This window comes from Amycolatopsis sp. GA6-003, from assembly GCF_046267895.1.
Taxonomy (GTDB): domain Bacteria; phylum Actinomycetota; class Actinomycetes; order Mycobacteriales; family Pseudonocardiaceae; genus Amycolatopsis.
On record NZ_CP176499.1, the window covers coordinates 3402727 to 3424733 of the forward strand.

At 70.5% G+C, this 22007-nt stretch carries 17 protein-coding genes; 5 read left to right on the plus strand and 12 right to left on the minus strand.

Going from position 1 to position 22007, the window contains the following annotated elements:
- Window positions 1-169: 169 nt before the first annotated feature.
- A complete protein-coding gene (locus tag F9C12_RS14930; RefSeq protein ID WP_409466267.1) occupies window positions 170-1387 on the minus strand; it encodes an erythromycin esterase family protein in 1218 nt (405 codons plus the stop codon).
- 31 nt (window positions 1388-1418) lie between these two features.
- Between F9C12_RS14930 and F9C12_RS14935 the strand changes: the two genes are divergently transcribed.
- On the plus strand, window positions 1419-2051 hold the full coding sequence (locus F9C12_RS14935) for a TetR/AcrR family transcriptional regulator (RefSeq protein WP_409466268.1): 633 nt from the start codon (window positions 1419-1421) through the stop codon (window positions 2049-2051).
- Between the two features lie 1282 nt (window positions 2052-3333).
- Here F9C12_RS14935 and F9C12_RS14940 read toward each other — a convergent pair.
- Window positions 3334-3861, minus strand: a complete 528-nt coding sequence (locus F9C12_RS14940; protein ID WP_409466269.1) for an N-acetyltransferase family protein — start codon at window positions 3859-3861, stop codon at window positions 3334-3336.
- Window positions 3862-4110: 249 nt separating this feature from the next.
- On the opposite strand from F9C12_RS14940, the gene F9C12_RS14945 reads away from it, so the two are divergent.
- Window positions 4111-9009 carry an RHS repeat-associated core domain-containing protein gene (locus tag F9C12_RS14945; protein WP_409466270.1) on the plus strand — a complete coding sequence of 1633 codons (4899 nt, stop codon included), beginning with the start codon at window positions 4111-4113 and terminating at the stop codon, window positions 9007-9009.
- Between the two features lie 79 nt (window positions 9010-9088).
- On the opposite strand, the gene recG is transcribed toward F9C12_RS14945, so the two are convergent.
- Window positions 9089-11242: an ATP-dependent DNA helicase RecG gene (gene recG, locus F9C12_RS14950; RefSeq protein ID WP_409466271.1), complete on the minus strand. Its 2154-nt coding sequence runs from the start codon at window positions 11240-11242 to the stop codon at window positions 9089-9091.
- A 2-nt stretch (window positions 11243-11244) separates the two neighbouring features.
- Window positions 11245-12831, minus strand: a complete 1587-nt coding sequence (locus F9C12_RS14955; protein ID WP_409466272.1) for a DAK2 domain-containing protein — start codon at window positions 12829-12831, stop codon at window positions 11245-11247.
- A gap of 134 nt (window positions 12832-12965) precedes the next feature.
- Between F9C12_RS14955 and rpmB the strand changes: the two genes are divergently transcribed.
- Window positions 12966-13157 (plus strand): 50S ribosomal protein L28, encoded by a 192-nt coding sequence (rpmB, locus tag F9C12_RS14960; protein WP_009074135.1) that lies wholly within the window; start codon window positions 12966-12968, stop codon window positions 13155-13157.
- A gap of 187 nt (window positions 13158-13344) precedes the next feature.
- Here rpmB and F9C12_RS14965 read toward each other — a convergent pair whose 3' ends face one another.
- From F9C12_RS14965 to F9C12_RS14985, 5 genes are all read right to left on the minus strand, one after another.
- Window positions 13345-14133: an alpha/beta fold hydrolase gene (locus F9C12_RS14965; RefSeq protein WP_409182577.1), complete on the minus strand. Its 789-nt coding sequence runs from the start codon at window positions 14131-14133 to the stop codon at window positions 13345-13347.
- Window positions 14134-14206: 73 nt separating this feature from the next.
- Window positions 14207-14884, minus strand: coding sequence for a uracil-DNA glycosylase (locus F9C12_RS14970; protein ID WP_409182578.1), 678 nt, complete (start codon window positions 14882-14884; stop codon window positions 14207-14209).
- A 31-nt stretch (window positions 14885-14915) separates the two neighbouring features.
- Window positions 14916-15446, minus strand: coding sequence for a gamma carbonic anhydrase family protein (locus tag F9C12_RS14975; protein ID WP_409182579.1), 531 nt, complete (start codon window positions 15444-15446; stop codon window positions 14916-14918).
- Between the two features lie 13 nt (window positions 15447-15459).
- Window positions 15460-15942: a GNAT family N-acetyltransferase gene (locus F9C12_RS14980; RefSeq protein WP_409466273.1), complete on the minus strand. Its 483-nt coding sequence runs from the start codon at window positions 15940-15942 to the stop codon at window positions 15460-15462.
- A 20-nt stretch (window positions 15943-15962) separates the two neighbouring features.
- Window positions 15963-16922, minus strand: a complete 960-nt coding sequence (locus F9C12_RS14985; protein ID WP_409466274.1) for a thiamine-phosphate kinase — start codon at window positions 16920-16922, stop codon at window positions 15963-15965.
- 146 nt (window positions 16923-17068) lie between these two features.
- Here F9C12_RS14985 and F9C12_RS14990 point away from each other — a divergent pair, with 146 nt between their 5' ends.
- Window positions 17069-17302: an Lrp/AsnC ligand binding domain-containing protein gene (locus F9C12_RS14990; RefSeq protein ID WP_009074118.1), complete on the plus strand. Its 234-nt coding sequence runs from the start codon at window positions 17069-17071 to the stop codon at window positions 17300-17302.
- Window positions 17303-17321: 19 nt separating this feature from the next.
- Window positions 17322-17861, plus strand: a complete 540-nt coding sequence (locus tag F9C12_RS14995) for a DUF3515 domain-containing protein (protein WP_409466275.1) — start codon at window positions 17322-17324, stop codon at window positions 17859-17861.
- On the opposite strand, the gene F9C12_RS15000 is transcribed toward F9C12_RS14995, so the two are convergent.
- The 3 genes from F9C12_RS15000 to F9C12_RS15010 form a co-directional block, all read right to left on the minus strand.
- Window positions 17842-19182 carry an MFS transporter gene (locus F9C12_RS15000; protein ID WP_409466276.1) on the minus strand — a complete coding sequence of 447 codons (1341 nt, stop codon included), beginning with the start codon at window positions 19180-19182 and terminating at the stop codon, window positions 17842-17844. The genes F9C12_RS14995 and F9C12_RS15000 overlap by 20 nt on opposite strands.
- 196 nt (window positions 19183-19378) lie before the next feature.
- Entirely contained in the window at window positions 19379-20476 is a 1098-nt protein-coding gene (locus tag F9C12_RS15005) for a D-alanine--D-alanine ligase family protein (RefSeq protein WP_409466277.1), read from the minus strand.
- Between the two features lie 98 nt (window positions 20477-20574).
- On the minus strand, window positions 20575-21945 hold the full coding sequence (locus tag F9C12_RS15010) for a PLP-dependent aminotransferase family protein (RefSeq protein WP_409466278.1): 1371 nt from the start codon (window positions 21943-21945) through the stop codon (window positions 20575-20577).
- Window positions 21946-22007: the final 62 nt, after the last annotated feature.

Consider the following 22007-nt stretch of genomic DNA (forward strand, 5'->3'; position numbering starts at 1 on the left):
TGGCCAACCGCCAGGTCTCGCCGCTAGGTGGCCAACGGACGGCCGATCGACAAGCCCCCCGTTACGTGGCCAACGGGTGGCCGATCAACAGGTCTCGCCGCTGAGTGGCCAACGGACGGCCGGTCGAGAGATGTCGCCGTTAACTGGCCAACCGTTGGCAGTCCGCCAGCTACTTCGCCGCTGGGACGTGCGCGCTCACCGACATTGTCGGCAGGTAGACCAGCGCGTCGAAGGCCTGCACGACGTCGACCTTCGTGAACATGTGCGCGTGCCGCATGCTCGAGGGTCCGGTCAGTCCTCGCGCTCGGTCTGGCCGCAAATCGACCACGCACGGATCCGCGCCGGTCAAAGCCGCTTCGACGCTGCCCTCGACGGGCGGCTCCAGTTCCTGTCCATAGACCCGGAACCCGAGACGCTCGCTCTCGTCCGGTTCGAGGCCGGTGGTCGTGCCGGTGCCCGCGGTCAGGCCGAGGGCGAAGTAGTCGTCGCCGAACTCCTCGGCGAGGTGCGTGCCTGCGGAAGGGAACGTCATGGTCGGCAAAGCGGCGAACGGCACCCGCTGGAGGTGTCCGTTGTGGACCATCACCACGATTTTCTCGCCTTCGCCATACAGCTCGCGAAGCAGCTTCACTGTTGAAGCCATGTACGTGTCGCGAGACGACCCCTGGAGTGACGGTGCTGTTCCCGCCATCATCGCGCTCAGCTCACGCAGGTACGTGTCGACGCGAAGCGCGCCGACCGCGTGGTGTTCCGCAATTGCGTACCGGGCCGGGTCAGTCCGTTGCCGATAAACTGGCGACAAAGAACGAAGGTGCGCTACGAGCGTGGACAACGCAGCCGTGGCCGCGTCCCGCTCCGCGGCGGCCATTGCCGCATAACGGCCAGGCGCGACCGCGTTGCTGACCGCCGAATACGGCTCGGAGGCGGTGATCGCGGCGTCGACCAGCGGAAGAACCTCCGGATCGACCTCCTCCACGAAGCCGCGGACGATCCGCAACGCCGGCTGCGGCGAACCGCTCGAGCTGGGCAAGTCGAGTCCGGAGTAGCGGAGGCCGCCATGGCTGCGCATCCAGGTCAGCATTTCGTGCACCTCGACCGAATCGCCGAGGGAAAAGGTAAATCCTTCTCGTGCGACCTCGGCGACTGTGCCGGGACCACCGCTCAGCCACTGCTGCACCAAGTCGCCCTCGGCGAATCCCGATTCGAAGCCGAGCACCGTGAACCCGTGGTCCTCGACGAGGCGGCGGAGCAACCGGGTGCGCAGTTCGCCGAACTCGCGGATGTGGTGGTTGTTCTCGCCGATCGCGACGATGCGCGCGTCACCGATCAGGCTGGTGATCGAGGCGACGTCGCCATCCAGCGGCGAACGGGTGCTCAGCGGTGTCATACTGAGGACACTAATGCAACAGGGGTAGCGATTGGCAACCGAGTCACCAGGGACCAGCCGGCCGGGCGGGCGCACGGAACGCACGCGCGTCGCCGTTTTGCGGGCGACGCTCGATCTGCTGGCGGAGGTCGGGTTCACCGAACTGACGGTCGAGGCCGTCGCCGAACGATCCGGCGTGCACAAGACGACGGTTTACCGCCGGTGGGAATCGCTCGAAGGACTGGTCGCGGCCGCGTTGCGGTTCGGTGCCGGCGAACCGTGGAGCCCGTCGGACACCGGTTCGCTTGTTGCCGATTTGCGGCAAATGGCGTTGGACGTGGTGCTCGCGTTGACCGCTCCGGGGCAACGCGAGCTTCCGACCGCTGCGGTGCTGGCGGCGTTCCACTCGGAACGGGCAGCCGAGGCGTTGCGGGAGTTTTATCAGGACCGGCATGCCAGGGCCGCGGTGATCGTGGAGCGGGCGGTCGCGCGCGGAGAAGTTCCGGCCGACACCGATCCGGACGAGGTGACGCGGACAGTGTGCGGGCCGGTGTTCTACCGGCTGTTCGTGTCGCGGGAACCGGTGTCGGAGGAGACGGCTGAGGTCGCGGCGGAGGCGGGGGCTGCGGCTGCTCGGGCGGGGGTGTTGGGCAGGAGGTTGCCGGGGAATGGCGACGGAGGTTGATTCCGGGGCTGGGCCGAGGTTGTTGCCCGGGGCGGGTTAGGGGTCGTTGCCGGAAAATGGCGACGGGTGGAGCGGGGCGGCTGGGGACGGGCTCGTCTGTTGCCGCGGAACGGCTAAAGACGAGCGGGGCTGGTGGATGAGGTGGTTTCGGAATTGCCGCGAAACGGCGAACGTCCCGTGTCGAGCCGGGGTTGAGCATCTGTGCTCAGCGGAGGCGAGGCGGTTGGGGAGCGGTCTCGCAGGCTGGTGGCCGCTGGATGGCGACGAGGTCGAGCGTTCGGGTGGCGGATTTAGGAGATGGCGGCAGCACCTAGTGCCCGGGGTGTGCGCGGACTCGACAGTCGCCACCGAATGACGGCAACGCTGAGCAGGCCGAGGCGGGCAGACTCCGCAGTCACCGGCGAGTGGCGACAGCGCCGAACAGGCCGAGACGCGCGGAGCGGACAGTCGCCACTGAATGGCGACAACTCCGAGCGGCCCAGGCGCGCGGACCGGGCAGTCGCCGCCGAGTGGCGACAGCACCGAACAGGCCGAGACGCGCGGGCCGGGCAGTCGCCACTGAATGGCGACAACTCCGAGCGGCCCAGGCGCGCGGACCGGGCAGTCGCCGCTCAATGGCGACAACGCCAAGCAGACCGAAGCCAAGCAGACCGAAGCGGGCAGACTACGCAGACGCCATCGAATGGCGACAAAGCCGGGTGCCCGGAGGCGCGGACCAGGCAGTCGTCACCTAACGGCGACAACGCCGAGAACGTCGGGCTCGCGGACCTGGCAGTCGCCGCGAAACGGTGACGGGCGAAGCCTGTTTGAGGAACAGGGTGGCTAGGCAGTTGCCGCACAACGGCGACGGGCACAGCGCGCGCTTGAGGAACAGGGTTGGTGGGCAGTCGCCGCTCGGTCGCGGATCGTAGGGCTGTGGCTGCGTTCGCGACAACAGCGGGGACGGGACGGGGGCGGGTCGTCTGCCGGTGGCTGGATGCAGCGGTCGTCGGTAGGCGGCGGTTCGGCGACGGCGACGGCGACGGCGACGGCGACGGCGACGGCGACGGCGACGGCGACGGCGACGGCGACGGCGACGGCGACGGCGACGGCGAGAAGCTACCTAGGGAGCGAGACCGAGCAGTAGCTAACGAGAGCAAAGAGACAGGCGGCGGCACGAAGCAACGAAGCAACGAAGCAACGAAGCAACGAAGCAACGAAGCAACGAAGCAACGAAGCAACGAAGCAACGAAGCAACGAAGCAACGAAGCAACGAAGCAACGAAGCAACGAAGCAACGAAGCCTACTCCCCCAACACCACCCGATACCGGACCTCCTCCAACGTCACCGCCCCGTCGGACATCGTCTCTACCTTGGTCTTTCCGTCCGGGACCCACCCGGCCCGCTCGTAGAACGCGCGGGCTCTTGTGTTCGTCGACAGCACCCACAGCGTCGCCGTCTCGAACCGGGTCGACAGGCTGCGCAGGCACTCCTCGTGCAGCGCACGGCCTGTCCCCCGGCCCCACTCGGACGGCAGGAGGTAGATCGATGACAGTTCGCCCGTTTTCGGGGTGGCGTCGTCGTCTCGGCTGGGGCCGAAGACTGCGAAGCCGATGACCTCGTTCGCCACCCGGGCCGTGAGGATGGTGTGCGGGCGGGAAGGGTCTGCCAGGTTCGAAGCCCAGAACCGTTCCCTCGTCTCGATCGACAGGGCGGACAGGAAGTCGTCCGGCAGCAGGCCTGCGTAGGCCGCTTGCCAGGAGGCGACGTGGACTGTTGCGATGCCTGCCGCGTCGGATGGGGTTGCGGGGCGGATTTCCGGGGCGGGCACCGGTACCTCCAGGGGGTCGAGCGGGCTTCTGGCAGTTCAGCACGAGAGCACGCCTGCTCGCACGTGATTTGCCCGGGCGGCCACAAAGGACAGTCGGAGGGGAAAGTTCGGGCAAAGGGCTCCGGGAGTTCAGGCATCGCCGCCTCGTCTCGGCGGCGGCTGGGGGCATCGGCCGATAGCCTCGTCGGATTGGCGGATCATGCTCCGCTCATTCGTCCTGCCCGTGCGCACCAGGAAATGGGACAACCGATGACCAACCCGTTGATCGCACCGGTCAAGGAGACGTCGGCGATGGCCGGGGTGCCGTTGCTGGAGGACGCGACCGGCCTCAAGACCGCGATCGAGAGCAAGAACTGGGCGGCCGTCGCGATCGGGGCGGTGGGGACCGCGCTGGATGTGCTCACCGCGGTGATGGATCCGTTCGGCGCGATTTTCGCCGCGGGGGTCGGGTGGCTGATGGAGCATGTCGGGCCGTTGAAGGAGGCGCTTGACGCGTTGACCGGCAACGCGGACGAGATCAAGTCCCAGTCGGAGACGTGGACGAATGTCGCCAAGGAGCTGGAGAGCGTTTCGGCGGAGCTGACGGAGCTGGTCAAGAAGGATCTGCAGGACTGGCAGGGCGAGGCGGCCGACGCCTACCGCAAGAAGGCCGAGGACACTTCCGCGCTGATCGCCAGCGCGCAGAAGGGCAGCGAGGGCGCGGCGAGCGGGGTGAAGACCGCGGGGGAAATCGTCGCCGCGGTGCGGTCGTTGGTTCGGGACACGATCGCGGATCTGGTCGGGCACTTGATTTCGTGGGCGCTGCAGGTGGTGTTCACGCTTGGGATCGGGATGGCCTGGGTGGTGCCGCAGGTGATTTCCGCGGTGGCGAAGACGGCTTCGAAGATCACGCAGGTCACGACGAAGCTGGTGAAGGCGCTCAAGGCGCTGATCCCGCTTCTGAAGAAGGCCGGGACGCTGTTCGCGGACGCGGGGAAGGCGTTGAAGGGGCTCAAGGGCGGCAAAACCAAGCCTAGCCCCAAGCCGAAGGACATCAACGTCAAATCCGGGGACAGCGCCCGGTCGCATCCCGGCGGGGACGAGGGCACGCATACCTCCAGCGCCGGAAGCGGCGGCAGAGGCGGCGGCACCGGCGGGCACCACGGCGATTCCGGCAACACGAACGGCAACCACGAAAACAGCGGGCAGGACGGCCTCACCTCGGTCTCCGGCAGTTCCTCGCCAGGAGGAGGCGGGAACGGCGGCGGCTCCCGGTCGCTCGACAAACAGGGCGAGAACTCGCGCGGCCTCGACAACATCTGCACCACCGGCGATCCGATCGACGTCGCCAGCGGCCAGATGGTGATGGCCGAGACCGACGCGACCTTCCTCAGCGCGCTGCCGATGGTCTTCGAGCGCACGCACTTCTCGTCGTTCCGCGCTGGCGGCTGGCTCGGCCCGGCTTGGGTGTCCACTTTGGACGAGCGGATCGAGGTGCACGAGGACCAGGTGTGGTTCGCCGGCGCGGACGGGATCGTCCAGGTGTTCCCCCGCCCCCGCGGCGACCAGTGGGTCGCCGCCGAGCACGGGCCCGCGCGGTATCTCGCCGAGGAACCCGGCGGCGGGTTCGTCCTCGAAGACCGCGAAAGCGAGCGGGTGCTGACCTTCGAGCGAGGCTCCGGCCCGGTCCGGCCGATCCGTTCGATCAGCGGCCGCGGCAAGGAGCACATCCACTTCCAGCGCGACCAGCACGGCACGCCGGTCGCGATGCGGCACAGCGGCGGCTACCTGATCCAGATCGCCACCGAAGGCGGGCTCGTGACCGGCCTGTCCACGGTGACCGGCGACGGGGACGAGGTGCCGCTGGTTCGCTACGGCTACACCGACGGCAATTTGACCGAGATCATCAACGAATCCGGCCTTCCGTTCCGCTACGCCTACGACAGTTTCGGGCGGATCGTCGAATGGACCGACCGCAACGGCGAGTGGTACCGCTTCCACTACGACCGCGAGGGCCGGGTCGTGCGCACCGAGGGCTCCGGCGACTGCCTCACCGTCACCATGGACTACGACCTGGCCGCGCGGATCACCCACGTCGTCGATTCGCTGGGCCGTCGCAGTGCCTACCACCTGAACGAAACCGGCCGGGTCGTGCGCGAAGTCGACCCGACGGGCGCGGCGCGCTCCTACGAATGGGACGCGCTGGACCGGCTGGTCGGCGAAACCGACGAACTGGGCAGGCGGCGGACCTACCGCTACGACGAGATGAACAACCTGGTCGCCCTCCAGCGGCCGGACGGCACGGAATTGACCATCGAGCGCAACGATTTCGGCCAGGCGGTCCGCATGGCCGAGGCGCCGGGCGTCGAAACCCGGTGGGAATACGACGAACGCGGCAACGTGACCCGCGTTGTCGAACCGGGCGGCGGGATCACCAGCTACACCTACGACGAGTGGGGGCACGTCGCGTCGGTAACCGATCCGAACGGCTCGACGCTGACCGTGGTGTCCGACGACGCGGGCAATCCGATCACCGTCACCGACGCCCGCGGCGCGACGACTGCCTACGCCTACGACTGTTTCGGCAGGCTTTCCGCGATCGTCGATCCGAACGGCGCGACCGAGGAATTCGGCTACACCGTCGACGGCGCGCTCGCCTGGCACCGGCTGCCGGACGGGTCGACGGAGGAATGGCGCTACGACGGCGAAGGCAACAACCGCCTGCACTCCGACGCCTCCTCGGCGCTCACCCAGCGGGAGGTGACCCACTTCGACCTGGTCTCGGCCGAGATCCGGCCGGACGGCACCCGGCTCGAATACTCTTACGACACCGAACTCCGGCTCACCGCGGTGACCAACGAACAGGGCCAGGTCTGGCGCTACGAATACGACCTGGCCGGCAACCTCTCCCGCGAGACCGACTTCGGCGGCGCTTCCACGTCCTACGGCTACAACGCCGCCGGCGAGCTGACCGAAATCCGCAACGAGGCGGGCGAGGTCGTCACCCTGCTCCGCGACGTGCGCGGCAACATCGCCGAGGAGATCGTCGAAGGACCGTCCGGGACCCTGCGCACCCGCTTCGAGTACGACGTCCTCGGCGAACTCGTCGCTCTCGACGACGGGACGACCCGCGTCGAGTACACCCGGGACGCGGCCGGCCGGATCGTCGGCGAAACGGTCAACGGCCGCACCGTCCGCTCCGCATTCGACTCCTCCGGCAACCAGATCCGGCGGCAGACGCCGTCCGGAGCGGAAAGCGTCTGGGAATACCGCGAAGCCGGCGTCCCGGCCGCGGTGCGGGCCGCGGGCCGGACCACCCGGTTCGAGTACGACCGGGCGGGCCGCGAAACCCTCCGCGCGTTCGGCCAGGACGCGGCGATCGTCCGCTCCTGGACCCCTGCCGGACGGCTCGCCCGGCAGGCGGTGCGGTCCGCGAGCGGCGAATTCGGCCAGGACCGGCAGTACCACTACCGGCCCGACGGACTTCCCGACCGGATCGACGACCGCACGGCCGGATCGCGCTGGCTCGCGATGGACGTCCGGGGCCGGGTGATCTCGGTGCGCGCCCGGGGCTGGAACGAGCAGTACGCCTACGATCCGACCGGACGGCTCGTCGACGCCGACTGGCCCGCGCCCGAAGACGAGGACCGGCGCGGCAGGCGGGCCGGACCCGCTTCGGTGATCACCGAAGCCGGCGGCGTCCGCTACACCTACGACCAGGCCGGCCGGATGCGCACCCGGCGGCACGAGGACGGCCGGACCTGGACCTACGCCTGGGGTCCGCTGAACCGGCTCGTCGCGGTCGAGGTCCCGGACGGCACGGCCTGGCGCTACACCTACGACCCGCTCGGCCGCCGGATCCGCAAGGAACACTTCGCCGCCGACCGGAGGACGCTGCTCGAACGCGTCGACTTCGCCTGGGACGGCGAAACACTGGCCGAGGCGACCAGGTCCGGCCCGAACACCGCCGAAACCACGGTGTGGGACTACGAACCGGATTCCTTCGTGCCGCTGCTGCAGCGCCGGCGCACCGGTTCCGCGGACCAGCACCGCGTCGACGAGCAGTTCTTCGCCATCGTGGCCGAACCGTCCGGCACGCCGACCGAACTGCTCGACGAACGCGGCGAGATCGTCTGGCAGGCCCGCAGCAGCCTGTTCGGCGTGGTGGTCGCCGAGTCCGGGGAAACCGGGAGCCCGCTCCGGTTCCAGGGCCAGTATTTCGACGAGGAAACCGGGCTGCACTACAACTTCCACCGGTACTACGACCCGGTGCTCGCCCGCTACCTCAGCCCGGACCCGCTCGGGCTCGGCGGCGGGCTGGACCCGCACGCCTACGTCAGCAACCCGCACGTCTCGGTCGACCCGCTCGGCCTCGTCGGCGGGTCCTGCAACACCTCCCGCGGCCTCGGCGGCGGGCAGGGCCCCGGCGGCGGTTCCCAGCGCGGCCGGAGCCGCCTGCGCACGCCCAGCCCCGGCCCGAGCGGGGAACGGCGGGTGCGGTCCCCCGGCGGCCGGGTCTACCAGGAGGGGCCGCCGACCATCGCGGCCGGCGCGCGCAGGCGCGAGCACTACGGCTACAAGAACCTGTCGCACCGGCATTCCAAGATGCGGCCGCTGTTCGAGCAGCACGCGGTTTCGCCGCCGCCGACGTTCCGCAGGCGCGGCGAGGACACGAAGTGGTACATGGACCCGAGGCGGCGCTACCAGACGTACGACTACCTGGGCAATCCCACCGGCATCGTCCGCGGCCACAGCAATGTCGTGATGGGCCACAACCCGTCGGCCGGAACCCACTTCAACCAGACCGGCATTCACCAGACTCCCGCGCAGAACTTCGCGCACAACTCCGACGTCCGGATCTTCAAGCACCTCGAACCGGCGAAAGCCTCCGCCGCGAGCGGATCCCAGGAGCCCAGGTTCAAGGCCCCGGACCCGTCGAACTCCAACCGGGTCTACTGGGACAAGAACCAATCCGGCTACGTGGGCAATCCGGAACACGACTGGGATCTGGTGCCGCCGAAACCGAGCCGGTCCTCCGGCGGCGGCAGTTACGGAGGCAGCTACGGCGGCAGCAGCCACGGCGGGAGCTACGGCGGCAGTTACGGAGGCGGCAGCAGCAGCCGCAGGAATCGCGGCTACGACTCCGACGACGACCTCTACGACGCCTGACGCACCGCGAAACCCGCCGCCACCAAGCAAAAGGCGTGGCCCGGAAACCCCGGGCCACGCCTCAGCCGAAACCAGCGCGTCAGCTCTTCTCCAGGTACTCCGCCCGCTCCAGGTCGACCACGTCGGCCACCATCTGCGCCAGGCCCGGCAGCGAAGCCAGCTCCGGATCGCCCGCCACCAGCTCCTGCGCCTGTGCCCGCGCCTCGGTGATCAGGTCCTCGTCGCGCAGCAGCGACAGCAGCTTCAGCCCGGACCGCTTGCCCGACTGGGCCGCGCCGAGGATGTCGCCCTCGCGGCGCAGCTCCAAGTCCAACCGGGACAGTTCGAACCCGTCCGTGGTGGACTCGACCGCGGCCAGCCGTTCGCGCGTGGACGTGCCGTCGAGGGTTTCCGTGACCAGCAAGCACAATCCGGGCACGCTCCCCCGCCCGACGCGGCCGCGCAGCTGGTGCAGCTGGCTCACGCCGAAGCGGTCGGCGTCGAGGATGACCATCGCCGTCGCGTTGGGGACGTTCACGCCGACCTCGACCACCGTCGTCGCGACCAGCACCTCGATCTTCCCCGCGCCGAACGCCCGCATGACGGCGTCCTTCTCGTCGGTCGGCATCCGGCCGTGCAGCGCGGCGATCTTCAACCCCTTCAACGCGCCGTTGGCGAGGTCCGGCGCGACGTCCAGCACCGCGAGCGGCGGGCGTTTGTCGCTCTTGTCCGACGGAGGTTCGTCGCCGATCCGCGGGCACACGACGTACGCCTGGTGCCCCTTGCCTACTTCCTCGCGGACCCGCTGCCACACCCGGTCGAACCACGCCGGTTTCTCCGCGACCGGCACGACTGTCGTCTTGATCGGCGAGCGACCGACCGGCATTTCGCGCAGCGCCGAGATTTCCAGGTCGCCGTAGACCGTCATGGCGACCGTGCGCGGGATCGGCGTCGCCGTCATGACCAGCACGTGCGGACTCGTCGAATCGGCCCCGCGGGAGCGCAGCGCGTCCCGTTGCTCCACGCCGAACCGGTGCTGTTCGTCCACGACCACGAGCCCGAGATCGGCGAACTGCACGGTGTCCTGGATCAGCGCGTGCGTGCCGACGACGATGCCCGCCTCGCCGCTTACCGTCTCCAGCAACGCTTTCTTGCGTTCCTTCGCGCCCATCGACCCGGTGAGCAGCGTGATCCGGGTGGCTTTCTCGGCCGCGCCCAGCTCGCCCGCCATGCCGAGGTCGCCGAGCATTTCGCGCAGCGAGCGCGCGTGCTGCGCGGCCAGCACCTCGGTGGGCGCGAGCATCGCCGCCTGCCGCCCGGAATCGACGATCTGCAGCATCGCCCGCAGCGCGACCACCGTCTTGCCGGAACCGACCTCGCCCTGCAGCAACCGGTTCATCGGATGCTCGGTCGACAGGTCGGCCGCGATCTCGTCGCCGATCGCGCGCTGGCCCGCGGTGAGGTCGAACGGCAGCCGCTTGTCGAACGCGTCGAGCAGGCCGCCGTCGACGTGCGGGCTCGCCTTCGCCGGACGCGACACCGCGGAATGCCGCCGCTGCGCGAAAATCAGCTGCACGGCCATCGCTTCGTCCCACTTGAGCCGGTGCCGCGACGACTCCAGGTGCGCCCAGTCCTCCGGACGGTGGATGCCGCGCAGCGCGCGCTCGAGGCCAGGCAATCCGTGCCGCTTGCGCAGTTCCTCGGGCATCGGGTCCTCGCCGACCTCCAGCACGTCCAGCACCTGCCGCACGCATTTGGCGATCGACCACGTCGGCATGCCTTGCGCCGCCGGGTAAACCGGGATGATCTCGGCGAGGAAGTTGTCGACCGCCTCGGCCTCGCGTTCGGCGTCGAGCAGTTCGTACTCCGGGTTGGCCAGCTGCAGCGTGTCCCGGAACGCGGTGACCTTGCCCGCGAACAGCCCCGTCTTGCCGGGGACCAGCTCCTTCTCGCGCCACGCCTGGTTGAAGAACGCGCACGCGAGCCGCCGCTTGCCGTCGGTGATCACCATGTCGAGGATGGTGCCGTTGCGGGATTTCATCCGGCGCTTGCTGATCTTCTCGATCCGCGCCAGCACGGTCGCGTGCTCGCCCAGTTCCAGCCCGGCGATGTCGGTCAGCTCGCCGCGTTCGGCGTACCGGCGCGGATAATGGCGCAGCAGATCGGAAACCGTCTCGATGCCGAGCGCGGTCGACAACGCCTTCGCCGTTTTCGCGCCCAGCAGAAGCGGGAGCTTGTCGCGAAGCCCGGCCATGATTATTCGACCCCCATCAGCAGCACAGCGTCGCTTTGCCCGCCGGCGTAACTCGTCAACTCCACCTCGGGGTGTTCCAGCCGCAGTTGCTCGGCGAGTTCGGCGGCCACCCTCGGCGGTGCGTCCGCCCCGCTCAGCACGGTGACCAGCTCGCCGCCGAGCGCCAGCATCCGGTTCAGCACGCTGACCGCGGCCGCGACGAGATTCGTCGCCGACGCCGGGGCGGGCTCGATCAGCACCACCTCGTCGTCGACCAGGCCGATCACGTCGCCGGACTGGGCCCGGCCCACCCAGGTTAGCGACTCCTCGTGCGCGATCCGCAGCTCGCCACGCCTGGTCGCGGCGGCCGCCTCGGCCATCGCGACGACGTCGTCGTTGACCCGGCGGCCGCTGTCGTGCACCGCGAGCGCGGCCAGCACCTGCACCGGCGACGCGCACGGGATGACCACGACGTCGCGCTCGCCCGCCATCGGATGCCCGGCCGCGGCGTCGGCGGCCGCGGTGAGGTCCGGTCCGCCCGGCAGGACGCTCAGATGCTGTCCGGCCGCCTCGTTGAACAGCCCGATCATGTCCTCGACGCTGGGGAGTTCGCCGTCGGGCACCGCCAGCACCGCGACGCCCTCGGCCCGCAGCAGTTCGGCGAGCCCGCCGCCGCGCACCACCGCGACCACGGACCGGTCGAGGCCGCCTCCGGGTTCGATCGGCGTCGGCGTGCGCAGCGGTTCGACGCGGATCTTCCGCGGCCGGCCCAGCTGCAGCCCGGCTTCGATCGCCGCGCCGATGTCCGCGCAATGGACGTGTACCGCGTGGCTGCCCGAACCGTCCCCGGCCACGGTCACGCTGTCGCCGAAGCCGCTCAGCTCCTTCCGCAACGCGGGCAGGCGGGCTTCGTCGACCTCGTCCAGCAAGTACATGACCTCCCACGCGTACGGCGCCGGCTCCGGCAGCGAAGCGACCGCCTTCAGGTCGTGTCCAGGGTCCACGGGTTCGCCGGTGATCACGCCGGCCAGCGCGTCGAGCACCGCGACCAGACCGCGGCCTCCCGCGTCGACGACCCCCGCCTTGGCCAGCGCGGGAAGCTGCTTGGGCGTCTCCTCCAAAGCCGCCGCAGCCACCGTGACGACCTCGCGCGCGACCTCGGGCAACGTCCGCGTCGAGCCCCGGACGGCGGCGGCCACGGTGTGCAGGACGGTCAGCATCGTCCCGGCGACCGGCCTGCTGACCGCGCCCGTGGCGGCCTGGTCCGCCTGCCCGAGCGCGGCGGCGAGACCAGCCCCGTCGAGGTCCCCGCCGGCGGCCGCCCAGTCGGCCATCCCCCGCATGACCTGGGAGAGGATCACGCCCGAATTGCCCCGCGCGTGCGCCACCGCCCCGCGCGCCAATGCGGCCAGCGCCTCGGCCGCGCCGTCCGGCTCCGCCGCGGCGAGCGCCTCGTGCGCGCCGGTCATCGTGTACAGCAGGTTGGAGCCGGTGTCGGAGTCCGCGACCGGGTAGACGTTGATGCCGTCGATCGCCCCGCGCAGCCTGTCCAAGCTGCGCACCGAAGCCGCCGCCCAGCCCCGCACCGCCGCCGCGTCCAGCACCCGCACCCCGTAACCTCCTAGCCGGTCCCCGCGAGGGTAACGACCCCGCGGCAAGGCCCCGGAGACCACTCGTTACTATGGTCGAGTTGCCCGGCCCGTTCGGGCGCGCATTCTTTGTCCCATATCCAGAGGAGTTCGACGTGGCTGCCGTGTGCGACGTCTGTGGCAAGGGACCCGGCTTCGGCAAGTCGGTCTCGCACTCCCACCGGCGTACCAACCGCCGGTGGAACCCGAACATCCAGGTTGTGCACGCGAAGGTCGGCGTGTCCCAGCGCAAGCGGCTCAACGCCTGCACCTCGTGCATCAAGGCTGGCAAGGTCGTCCGCGGGTAGCGACAACGTGAAGGATGGCGAGTGCTCGTGGAGAGCACTCGCCATTTTTCTGCGCTCAGGTGTCTTCCGGGGGTCGAACCCCCGGGCCCCCGCCAGGGGGCAAGCCCCCTGGACCCCCGCGTGGGGTCACCTTCGGGGTAAAGCTGCAGGAAAAGGGGCGAGCGCTTCGGCACTCGCCCCTTTTTCGTCACCTCAGGAAGTCCGCCAGCACCCCGCGCAGGGTCTCCGGCGCGTTCAGCACACCGTGATCCTGGCCGGGAATCTCCTCCCATCGCCCGTGCCCGACCGCGGCCGCGACGGCCTTCGCCGACGACGTCATCCACGCCTCCCCAGCGCCGCCGGACAGGGACAGCACCGGGACGGTGATCGCCGCCAGCCGGTCCGTCGGCAGGTGGTTGCCGCGGCCGCAGACGGTCAGGTCGTACGGCAGGGTGTGCGCCAAGCCGACGAACCAGCCCCACACCGGCGCGGCCTTCATCGACTCCACGATCTCCTTCGGCGTCCCGGTGCCCTCGACCAGGAACAGCTCGACCGCGCCGTCCCGGTCGTCGTCGGCGAGCCGGGCGCTGACCCGGTCCACCAGGTCTTCGGCGGGACGCGGGCGGTCGCCGACGACGAACGGCGGTTCGTACACCGCCGCCTTCGTGATCGGCAGGCCCCGCGCCGCCGCTTCCAGGGCCAGGATCGCGCCGGACGAGTGCCCGAACACCGCGGCCGAGCCGCCGACGGCCTCGATCAGCACTTCCAGGTCGTCGATCTCGCGCTCGACCGCGTAGACCTGCGCGTCGCCGCTGTCGCCGCGGCCTCGCCGGTCGTAGGCGATCGCGGTGAAACCGGCGTCGGCGAGCACCGAGGCGAGCCCGGCGACGGTCGTCCGGTCGTTCACCGCGCCGCCGACCAGCAGCACCGGCGAGCCCGAGCCGTAGGTGTCGAAGGCGATCGGGGTGCCGTCGGCGGACGTGACGGTGGCGGTCATGGTTTTCCTCCAGGGTTTCAGCCGGTGCTTACCCTGGTGGTCGGAACCGGCCGCGGGAACAGGACACGCCGCGTCAGGGAAGTTTCCAGTCGAGCGGTTCCGCGCCCTGCTGGACCAGAAGCTGGTTCGCCCGGCTGAACGGACGCGACCCGAAGAACCCGTTGCGCGCCGACAGCGGGCTCGGATGCGCCGATTCGATGCACGGCACGTCGCCGAGCATCGGCCGCAGGTTCCGCGCGTTGCGGCCCCACAGGATCGCCACCAGCGGGCCGCCGCGCGCGGCGAGCGCCTTGATCGCCTGCTCGGTGACCTGCTCCCAGCCCTTGCCCTGGTGCGAGTTGGACTTGTACGGCTGCACGGTGAGCGACCGGTTCAGCAGCAGCACGCCGCGCTCCGCCCACGGCGTCAGATCGCCGTTGGACGGGGTCGGGTGGCCCAGGTCCTCGCAGTACTCCTGGTAGATGTTGATCAGGCTCTTCGGGATCGGCCGCACGTCCGGGGCCACCGAGAAGCTCAGCCCGACCGCGTGCCCGGGGGTCGGGTACGGGTCCTGGCCGACGATCAGCACGCGGACGTCGTCGAACGGCTGCTTGAACGCGCGCAGCACGTGCTCGCCCGCGGGAAGATAAGTGCGGCCCGCGGCGATCTCGGCGCGGAGGAACTCCCCCATCGCGGCGACCTGTGCGGCCACCGGCTCAAGGGCTTTCGCCCAGCCAGCTTCGACGATTTCGTCCAGCGGTCGTCCAGTCACGGCCCGCGAGCCTAGCGCCACGTGCCGGGCGTCACTGTGGCGGGTCCAGCCTGCGCAACTCGGCCCGGAAGCGGGCTCCGCGCCGGACATAGGAATCCACCACCGCGGCGATCTGGTCTTCCGAAAACGACTTGTTCGGCCGCGTTTTCGCCGGAACTCCCAGTGCGATCTCGCCGGTGCCGACCGTCGATTCGTACGACAGCACCGCGCCCGCGCCGACCATCCCGCCGTCCTCGATCACGCTTCCGTTCAGCACCACCGAACCCGACGCGATGAGGCAGCCGGTGCCGATCTTCGCGCCCTCGATGTGCACCGAATGCCCGACCGCCGAGGACGGGCCGAGGATCGTCGGATGCCGCGCGGTGCAGTGGATGACGCAGCCGTCCTGCACGTTCGAGCGGTCGCCGATCTCGATGTACCCGTGGTCGCCGCGCAGCACGGTCTGCGGCCAGACCGAGGCGCGCGCGCCGATCCGGACGTCGCCGATCACGGTGGCGTCGGGATGGACGTAGGCGTCCGGGTGGATCGTCGGGACCAGGTCGCCGAGCGCGTAGATGGCCAATGCCGCCTCCGGGTCAGTAGTCGGGCGCGAGATCCTTGCCGTAATACCGGCTTTCGGGCAGATCGCCGTAATAACCGAAAGCCGGGATCTCGGCATAGCCCGACGAACGGTAGAGGGCGATCGCCTCCGGCTGCTCGGTGCCCGTCTCCAGGACCACCCGGCGCCGTCCGGCGGCGACCGCGGTGCGTTCCAGTTCGGCGAGCATCGCGCGGGCGAAACCGCGGCCCCGCGCGGATTCGACCACGTACATCCGTTTCAGCTCGACGTCGCCGGGCCGGAACGTCGGCTCGGGACCGTCGTGCGCGCGCCACGCGCCGGACGCCACCGGCACGTCGTCCAGGTAGCCGACCAGGAACAGGCCCCGCGGCGGCGCGAACTCCGCGGGGTCCATCGGGGTCTCGTCCTCGGAGCCGTACCGGCGCACGTACTCCAGCTGCACCTCGGCCATCAGCTTGGCGGCGTCGGGATGGTCGAAGGCCATGACACGAATGTCCACGGCACCAGCCTAATGAAGGATCACTGCTGCCAGTGCTCCCAGCCGCCCTGCTGGTCGTACTCCCGTCCGTCCACAGTGACCCCGGAGCCGGGCATGGTGACCACGCCGATCTTGCGCCAGCCGTCCGGCAGGTCGTCGAACGGCGGGAACGTCGCGACCAGCGCGTGGTCCTCGCCGCCGGTCAGCACCCACTGCAGCGGGTCCGCGCCGAGCGCGCTGCCGACCTCCTTCAGCCGCGTCGGCACCTCGAGCAGCGCGGTCTGCACGTCGAGCCCGACCTCGGAAGCCGCGGCCAGGTGCGCGAGGTCGGCGAGCAAGCCGTCCGAGATGTCCATCATCGACGTCGCGCCGGCGAGCGCGGCCTGCGGACCGGCCGCGTACGGCGGTTCCGGGCAGCGCTGCGCGTTCACCACGCCGACCGGCGACCGGAAGCCGCGGCGCAGCACGGCGAGCCCGGCCGCGGCCCAGCCGAGCCGTCCGCACACCGCGAGCACGTCGCCGGGACGCGCGCCGGACCGGGTCACCGGTTCGCGGTCTTCGAGGTCGCCCAATGCGGTGACGCTGAGCACGAGCTGGTCCGCGCTCACCAGGTCCCCGCCGGACACTCCGATCCCGGCCGAACCCGCCTCGGCCCACATGCCGTCCATGATCTCGGTCACGACCTGCGCCGGGGTGTCCGCCGGGCACGCGATCCCGACGACCACCGAAGTCGGCTTCGCCCCCATCGCCGCGACGTCGGACAGATTCACCGCGACCGCCTTGCGCCCGACCTGCTCCGGGCTCGACCAGTCGAGCCGGAAGTGCACGCCGTGGACCAGCACGTCGGTCGTCACGACCACGCGGCCGTCCGGCGCGGCCAGAACCGCCGCGTCGTCGCCCGGGCCCAGCAGTGTCGACGGCGGCTGCGCGCGTCCTTCGGTGACCCGCCGGATCAGGCCGAACTCGCCTGTCGCGGCCACCGAGTGCTCGTCCGGTGACACCGGTCACCTCCTGTTTCCCTCGCCTGTGTCGGATCGGCCACCGACAATCGGATCCCCTAGGTTTTTCCCAGGGCTGGCGCTACGTTTCCTACACCGTCTACACCGTTCCTACCTCGACTAGACCGCCACCGACGAAAGGGCACGCCGTGGTCCACGCATACATCCTCATCCAGACCGAGGTCGGCAAGGCGGCCGCGGTGGCTGCGGAGATCGCCGGGGTCCCGGGCGTGACCAGCTCCGAGGACGTCACCGGACCGTACGACGTGATCGTGCGCGCCGCCGCGGACACTGTGGACCAGCTCGGCCAGCTCGTGGTCGCCCGTGTGCAGAACGTGGAAGGGATCACGCGCACGCTGACCTGCCCGGTCGTGCATCTCTGAGCCGTGGTCCACTGAGCCGGTGGCAGACACCGACACCGGGGCCCCGCCGAAGGTCGTCCTCGTCACCGCGTCGTTGCTCGTGGCCGCGCTGGCGGTCGCGGTCGCGGTCGTCGCGCTGACGAAGAACTCCTCCGGGCAGCCCGAGCAGAACCAGCCGCTCGCGCTCGTGTCCGTACCCGCGCCGCAGGCCGGGTCGCCGGACTGCGCGAAGCTGATCGCCGGGGTCCCGGGCACGCTCACGTCGAACGGCAAGGAACTCTCGCCGCGCACGCTCGCCGAGCCCGCGCCGAAGGCCACCGTCGCGTGGGGCGAACCGGACCCGGTCGTGCTGCGCTGCGGCCTCGAACGCCCGCCGGAGCTGACCCGGACCGCGCAGCTGCGGGTGGTCAACAAGGTGCAGTGGCTGCAGATCGAGCAGGGCGGCTCGGCCACCTGGTACGCGGTCGACCGGCCGGTGTACGTCGCGCTGACCGTCCCGGCGAGCGCGGGCACCGGTCCGCTGCAGGCCATTTCGGACGCGATCTCGGCGAAGCTGCCGGTCAAGCCTTTGACGTTCTAGCCGCGATCGTTTCCAGCGATTCGCCGGTGGTGCGCGGGCCGAGCACGGCCACGTCGATCATCAGCAGCACCATCGCGCCCGCGACCACGGCGAACATCGTCGTCGCGCCCGCCGAATGCAGGATCGGCAGCAGCACGAACGGCATCGCGGCCGTCGCCAGCCGCGACAGCGCGTAGGCCGAACCGGCCGCGGTGCCGCGCAGCGACGTCGGGAACAGCTCGCCCTGGTAGGTGTGGAAGGCGTTGGAGAAGACGTTGCTGACGGCGGTGTAGCAGAAGCCGAACACCGCGATCAGCACGCCGGAAGTCGCGTAGCCGAAGGCAAGGCCGAACACCGCCATCGCCGCCGCGCTCGCGACGATCAGCCACTTGCGTTCCAGCCGTTCGATGATCGGGATGGACAGCGCTGAGCCGATCGGATAGCCGAGGAAGGTGAGCGCGGCGAAGGTCAGCGAGCTGACCAGGCCGAAACCCTTGGCCGCCAGCACAATCGGCACCAGCGAACCGAAACCGTAGTAGCCGAACGCCTGCAGCAGCTGGAACACGTACAGCATCGCCGTGCGGCGGAACCACGGCGGACGCAGCAACGCCGACGCGCGAACCGGTTCGGGCGCGGGCGGTTCCGGCTCCGGTTCGGGCAACGGCTGCGGCGCGCTCGCTTCGAGCTTGCGCACGATCTCGTCCGCTTCGCCGATTCTTCCTTGCGCCGCAAGCCAACGCGGTGACTCCGGCAGCGTGAACCGCAGCGCCCACACGACCGCCGCGCCCAGCGCGCCGATCACGAACAGCCAGCGCCAGCCGTCGATGCCGAGCGGCGCGTGGCCGACGAGCGCGCGGGCGAGGAATCCGGCAGCGGGGACCCCGCAGAAGCCGATCGTGTAGGCCCAGGCGGTCGCGCGACCGCGAGCGCGGGCGGGCAGCAGGTCGGCGAGATAGGCGTCGGCGACCGGCAGTTCCGCGCCGATGCCGATCCCGGCGATGAAACGGCAGATCACCAGCATCCACACGTCGGTGCTGAACGCGCCGAGCAGGGTGAACACCGAGTACAGGCCCAGGGTGAGCAGGAACGCGCGGCGCCGGCCGAGCCGGTCGGCCAGCCTGCCGAGGAACACCGCGCCCACGAACGCGCCGACGAACGCCGACGCCAGGACGTACTTCAGCGTCGTCGGGGTGACGCCGAACTCCTTGGTGAGGACGGTGCTGATGGTCGCGGCGAGGAACAGGTCGTAGAGGTCGAAAAAGGTGGCGATCCCGACCACGCCGACGAAGTACCGGTGCCGCCGGGTGACTGGGAGCCGGTCGAGCCGGGAAGCGATCTGCACGCGCTGTTTCCTCACGACGGGGACCTGCTGGGCTTGTTCGACGGGCATCGTAAGCACACGCGAGCGGCGCCGAGAACTTCGCTCAGCAACCGGCCGCGGGCGGCGTCGTGCCGGTCCTCGAGCGCCGAGGCGGCGAGCAGGTTCGTTTTCAGGGCAGGCGGCGTGCGCAGTCCGGAGAAGCCGCGGACCCGGTCGATCAGCGCAGGCCGGTGCCCCGGGCGAGCGCGGTGTCGATCAGGGTCGACAGCAGCGTCGGGTAGTCCACCCCGGTCACTTCCCACATCTTCGGGTAGGCGGACTTCGTGGTGAACCCGGGCATCGTGTTGACCTCGTTGATCACCAGGTCGCCCTCCTCGGTCACGAAGAAGTCGACGCGGGCCAGGCCCTGGCAGTCGAGCGCGCGGAACGCCTCGACGGCCATCGCGCGCAGCCGGTCGGCGAGCGCGTCGTCCAGTTTGGCCGGGATGTCCAGTTCGGCGTCCTCGCCGAGGTACTTGGTTTCGAAGTCGTACCAGGCGTCCTCGCCCTCGGCGAGCACCCGGATCTCCGCCGGGAGCGACGCCTCGACGCGGCCGTCCGGGAATTCCAGCACGCCGCATTCGACCTCGCGCCCGCGCACCGCGGCCTCGACGAGCACCTTCGGGTCGGTGCGCCGGGCCAGTTCGATCGCGGCGCCCAGGCCGGCCCAGTCGGCGACGCGCGAGATGCCGACCGACGAACCGGCGCGCGAGGGCTTCACGAACACCGGCAGGCCAAGGCGTTCGCGGTCCGCTTCGGCCAAAGTGGACTGTCCGCGGCGCAGCGCGGCGTAGGTGCCGACCGGCAGCCCCTCCGCGGCGAGCAGCTTCTTGGCATATTCCTTGTCCATCGCCGCCGCGCTGGCGAACACGCCGGGGCCGACGTACGGGATGTCGGCGAGTTCGAGCAGGCCCTGGATGGTGCCGTCCTCGCCGAAGGCGCCGTGCAGCACCGGGAAGACGACGTCGACGGTGCCGAGCACCTCGGTGGCCTGGCCGGGGTCGACCGTGCGCAGCTCGCGGCTGGTCGGGTCGCCGGCGAGCACGAGCGCGCGGCCGGACTCGACCGACGGCAGCTCGCGGCCCCGGATGCTGAGCTGCTTCGGGTCGCCGGTGCCGAGCACCCAGCCGCCGCTCGGCGTGACGCCGACCGGGAGCACCTCGAAGCGGTCCGGATCCAGGTTCGAGATCACGCTGCCCGCGGACAGGCACGAGATGGTGTGCTCGCTGCTGCGGCCACCGAACACGACCGCGACCCGGATCTTTTCAGCGCTCATAGCCGGTCACCGTACCGGGTGAGCATCGCCGGCAGCGCGCGCCGGGGGTGTCCGCGCTGGTCGGACGGCGTGCGAGCCCGAGGTCCGAGCCGAGCCGGTCAGCGGAGAAGGTCCACCAGCGTCGGCACCGCGGCCATCAACGCTTCCCGCGAACAACCCGCGTACCCCAGCGCGATGCCGTACACCGTCGGCGTTCCCGCGAAATGCCGCGCCAGCCCGTCCAGCCGGATCGAATGCCGCTCCGCCGCCGCGATCAGCTCGGCCTCCGCCTCGGCGCTCTCGGCGGGCACCACCAGGTGTGCACCGGCGTCGTCGCCGACGAACGGGATCCCGGCGTTCGACAGCGCGGCCACCAGCACCGTCCGGCGTTCGGCCATTTCCCGGCGCAGTTTCCGCAGGTGCCGGCCCAGATCGCCGGTCCGGGCCAGTTCGACCAGCACCCGCTGACCGGCCGGCGACGGACGGGTTCCGGTGAGATCCCGGTACGCCAGAATGGAATCGGCCACCGCGGCGGGCGCGACGAGCCAGCCCGCGCCGAGCGTCGGGGTGAGGATTTTGCTGGTGGTCCCGAGGTGCACGACGACGTCCGGGGCGAGCGCGGCCAGCATCGGCAGCGGGGCGACGTCGAAGCGCAGCTCGCCGTCGTAGTCGTCCTCGATGACCAGCATGCCTTCCGCGCGAGCGCGTTCCACGAGCTGCACGCGGCGGGCCGCGCTCATCCTGCTGCCCATCGGGTACTGGTGCGCGGGCGAGCAGTAAACCGCGCGCGCTCCGGCCGGAATCGCGTCCGGGCGCAGGCCTTCCTCGTCCACCGGCACGCCCACGACGGTGAGCCCGGCCTGCCGGAACGCTTGCACCGCACGCTGATAACCCGGTTCCTCGAAGGCGACGACCGCACCTCGGCGCAGCACCGCGGCGGCGAGTTCCACGACCGCCGCGGTCGTCCCGCCGGTCGCCAGCACCGAGCCCGCGGCCAGACCGCGGTGGCGCAGCAGGTGTTCCGACACAGTCGCGCGGTATTCCGGCAACCCCGCGCGGTGCGCGCGCGTGAGCGGCTCGGGATCGGCGGCCGCGCGCCACGCCCGCCGCCAGGCCGCGCGATCGAGCCCGCCCGCCCACGGCGTACCCGGCGCGAGGTCGAGCAGCGGAGCCGATTCGGCCTCGGCGAGCAGAGAACCGGGCACCGTGACGGACGCGGCGGCGCGGGTCGGCGGAGTGGTCACGTAGGTGCCGGAACCGTGCCGGCCGGCGATCCAGCCTTCGGCGTGAAGTTGCTCGTACGCAGCGGAAGTGACCGTGCGCGAGACTCCGAGCCGTTCCGCCAGTGCGCGCGTGGACGGCAGCCGGTCACCGCCGCGGAGGTGTCCGCCCGCCGCGGCTTCGCGCAGCGCGTCGGCCAGCTGCACGGCCAGCGGGGTGGCCGCTTCGCGGTCGAGACTCACCGGCAGGGCGGTGTCGGCGTAGGACACGGCGGACCTCCGTTCACAGCGAAGTGGACTTCTCAAGTGTAGAAGAAGTGGACATTCAACGT

Coding starts and splice junctions, on each gene's coding strand:
- F9C12_RS14965 (WP_409182577.1), bottom strand. CDS start 14,133: ATGACCGCCACCGTCACGTCCGCCGACGGCACCCCGATCGCCTTCGAC.
- recG (WP_409466271.1), bottom strand. CDS start 11,242: ATGGCCGGGCTTCGCGACAAGCTCCCGCTTCTGCTGGGCGCGAAAACG.
- F9C12_RS14930 (WP_409466267.1), bottom strand. CDS start 1,387: ATGACACCGCTGAGCACCCGTTCGCCGCTGGATGGCGACGTCGCCTCG.
- F9C12_RS15005 (WP_409466277.1), bottom strand. CDS start 20,476: ATGAGCGCTGAAAAGATCCGGGTCGCGGTCGTGTTCGGTGGCCGCAGC.
- F9C12_RS14945 (WP_409466270.1), top strand. CDS start 4,111: ATGACCAACCCGTTGATCGCACCGGTCAAGGAGACGTCGGCGATGGCC.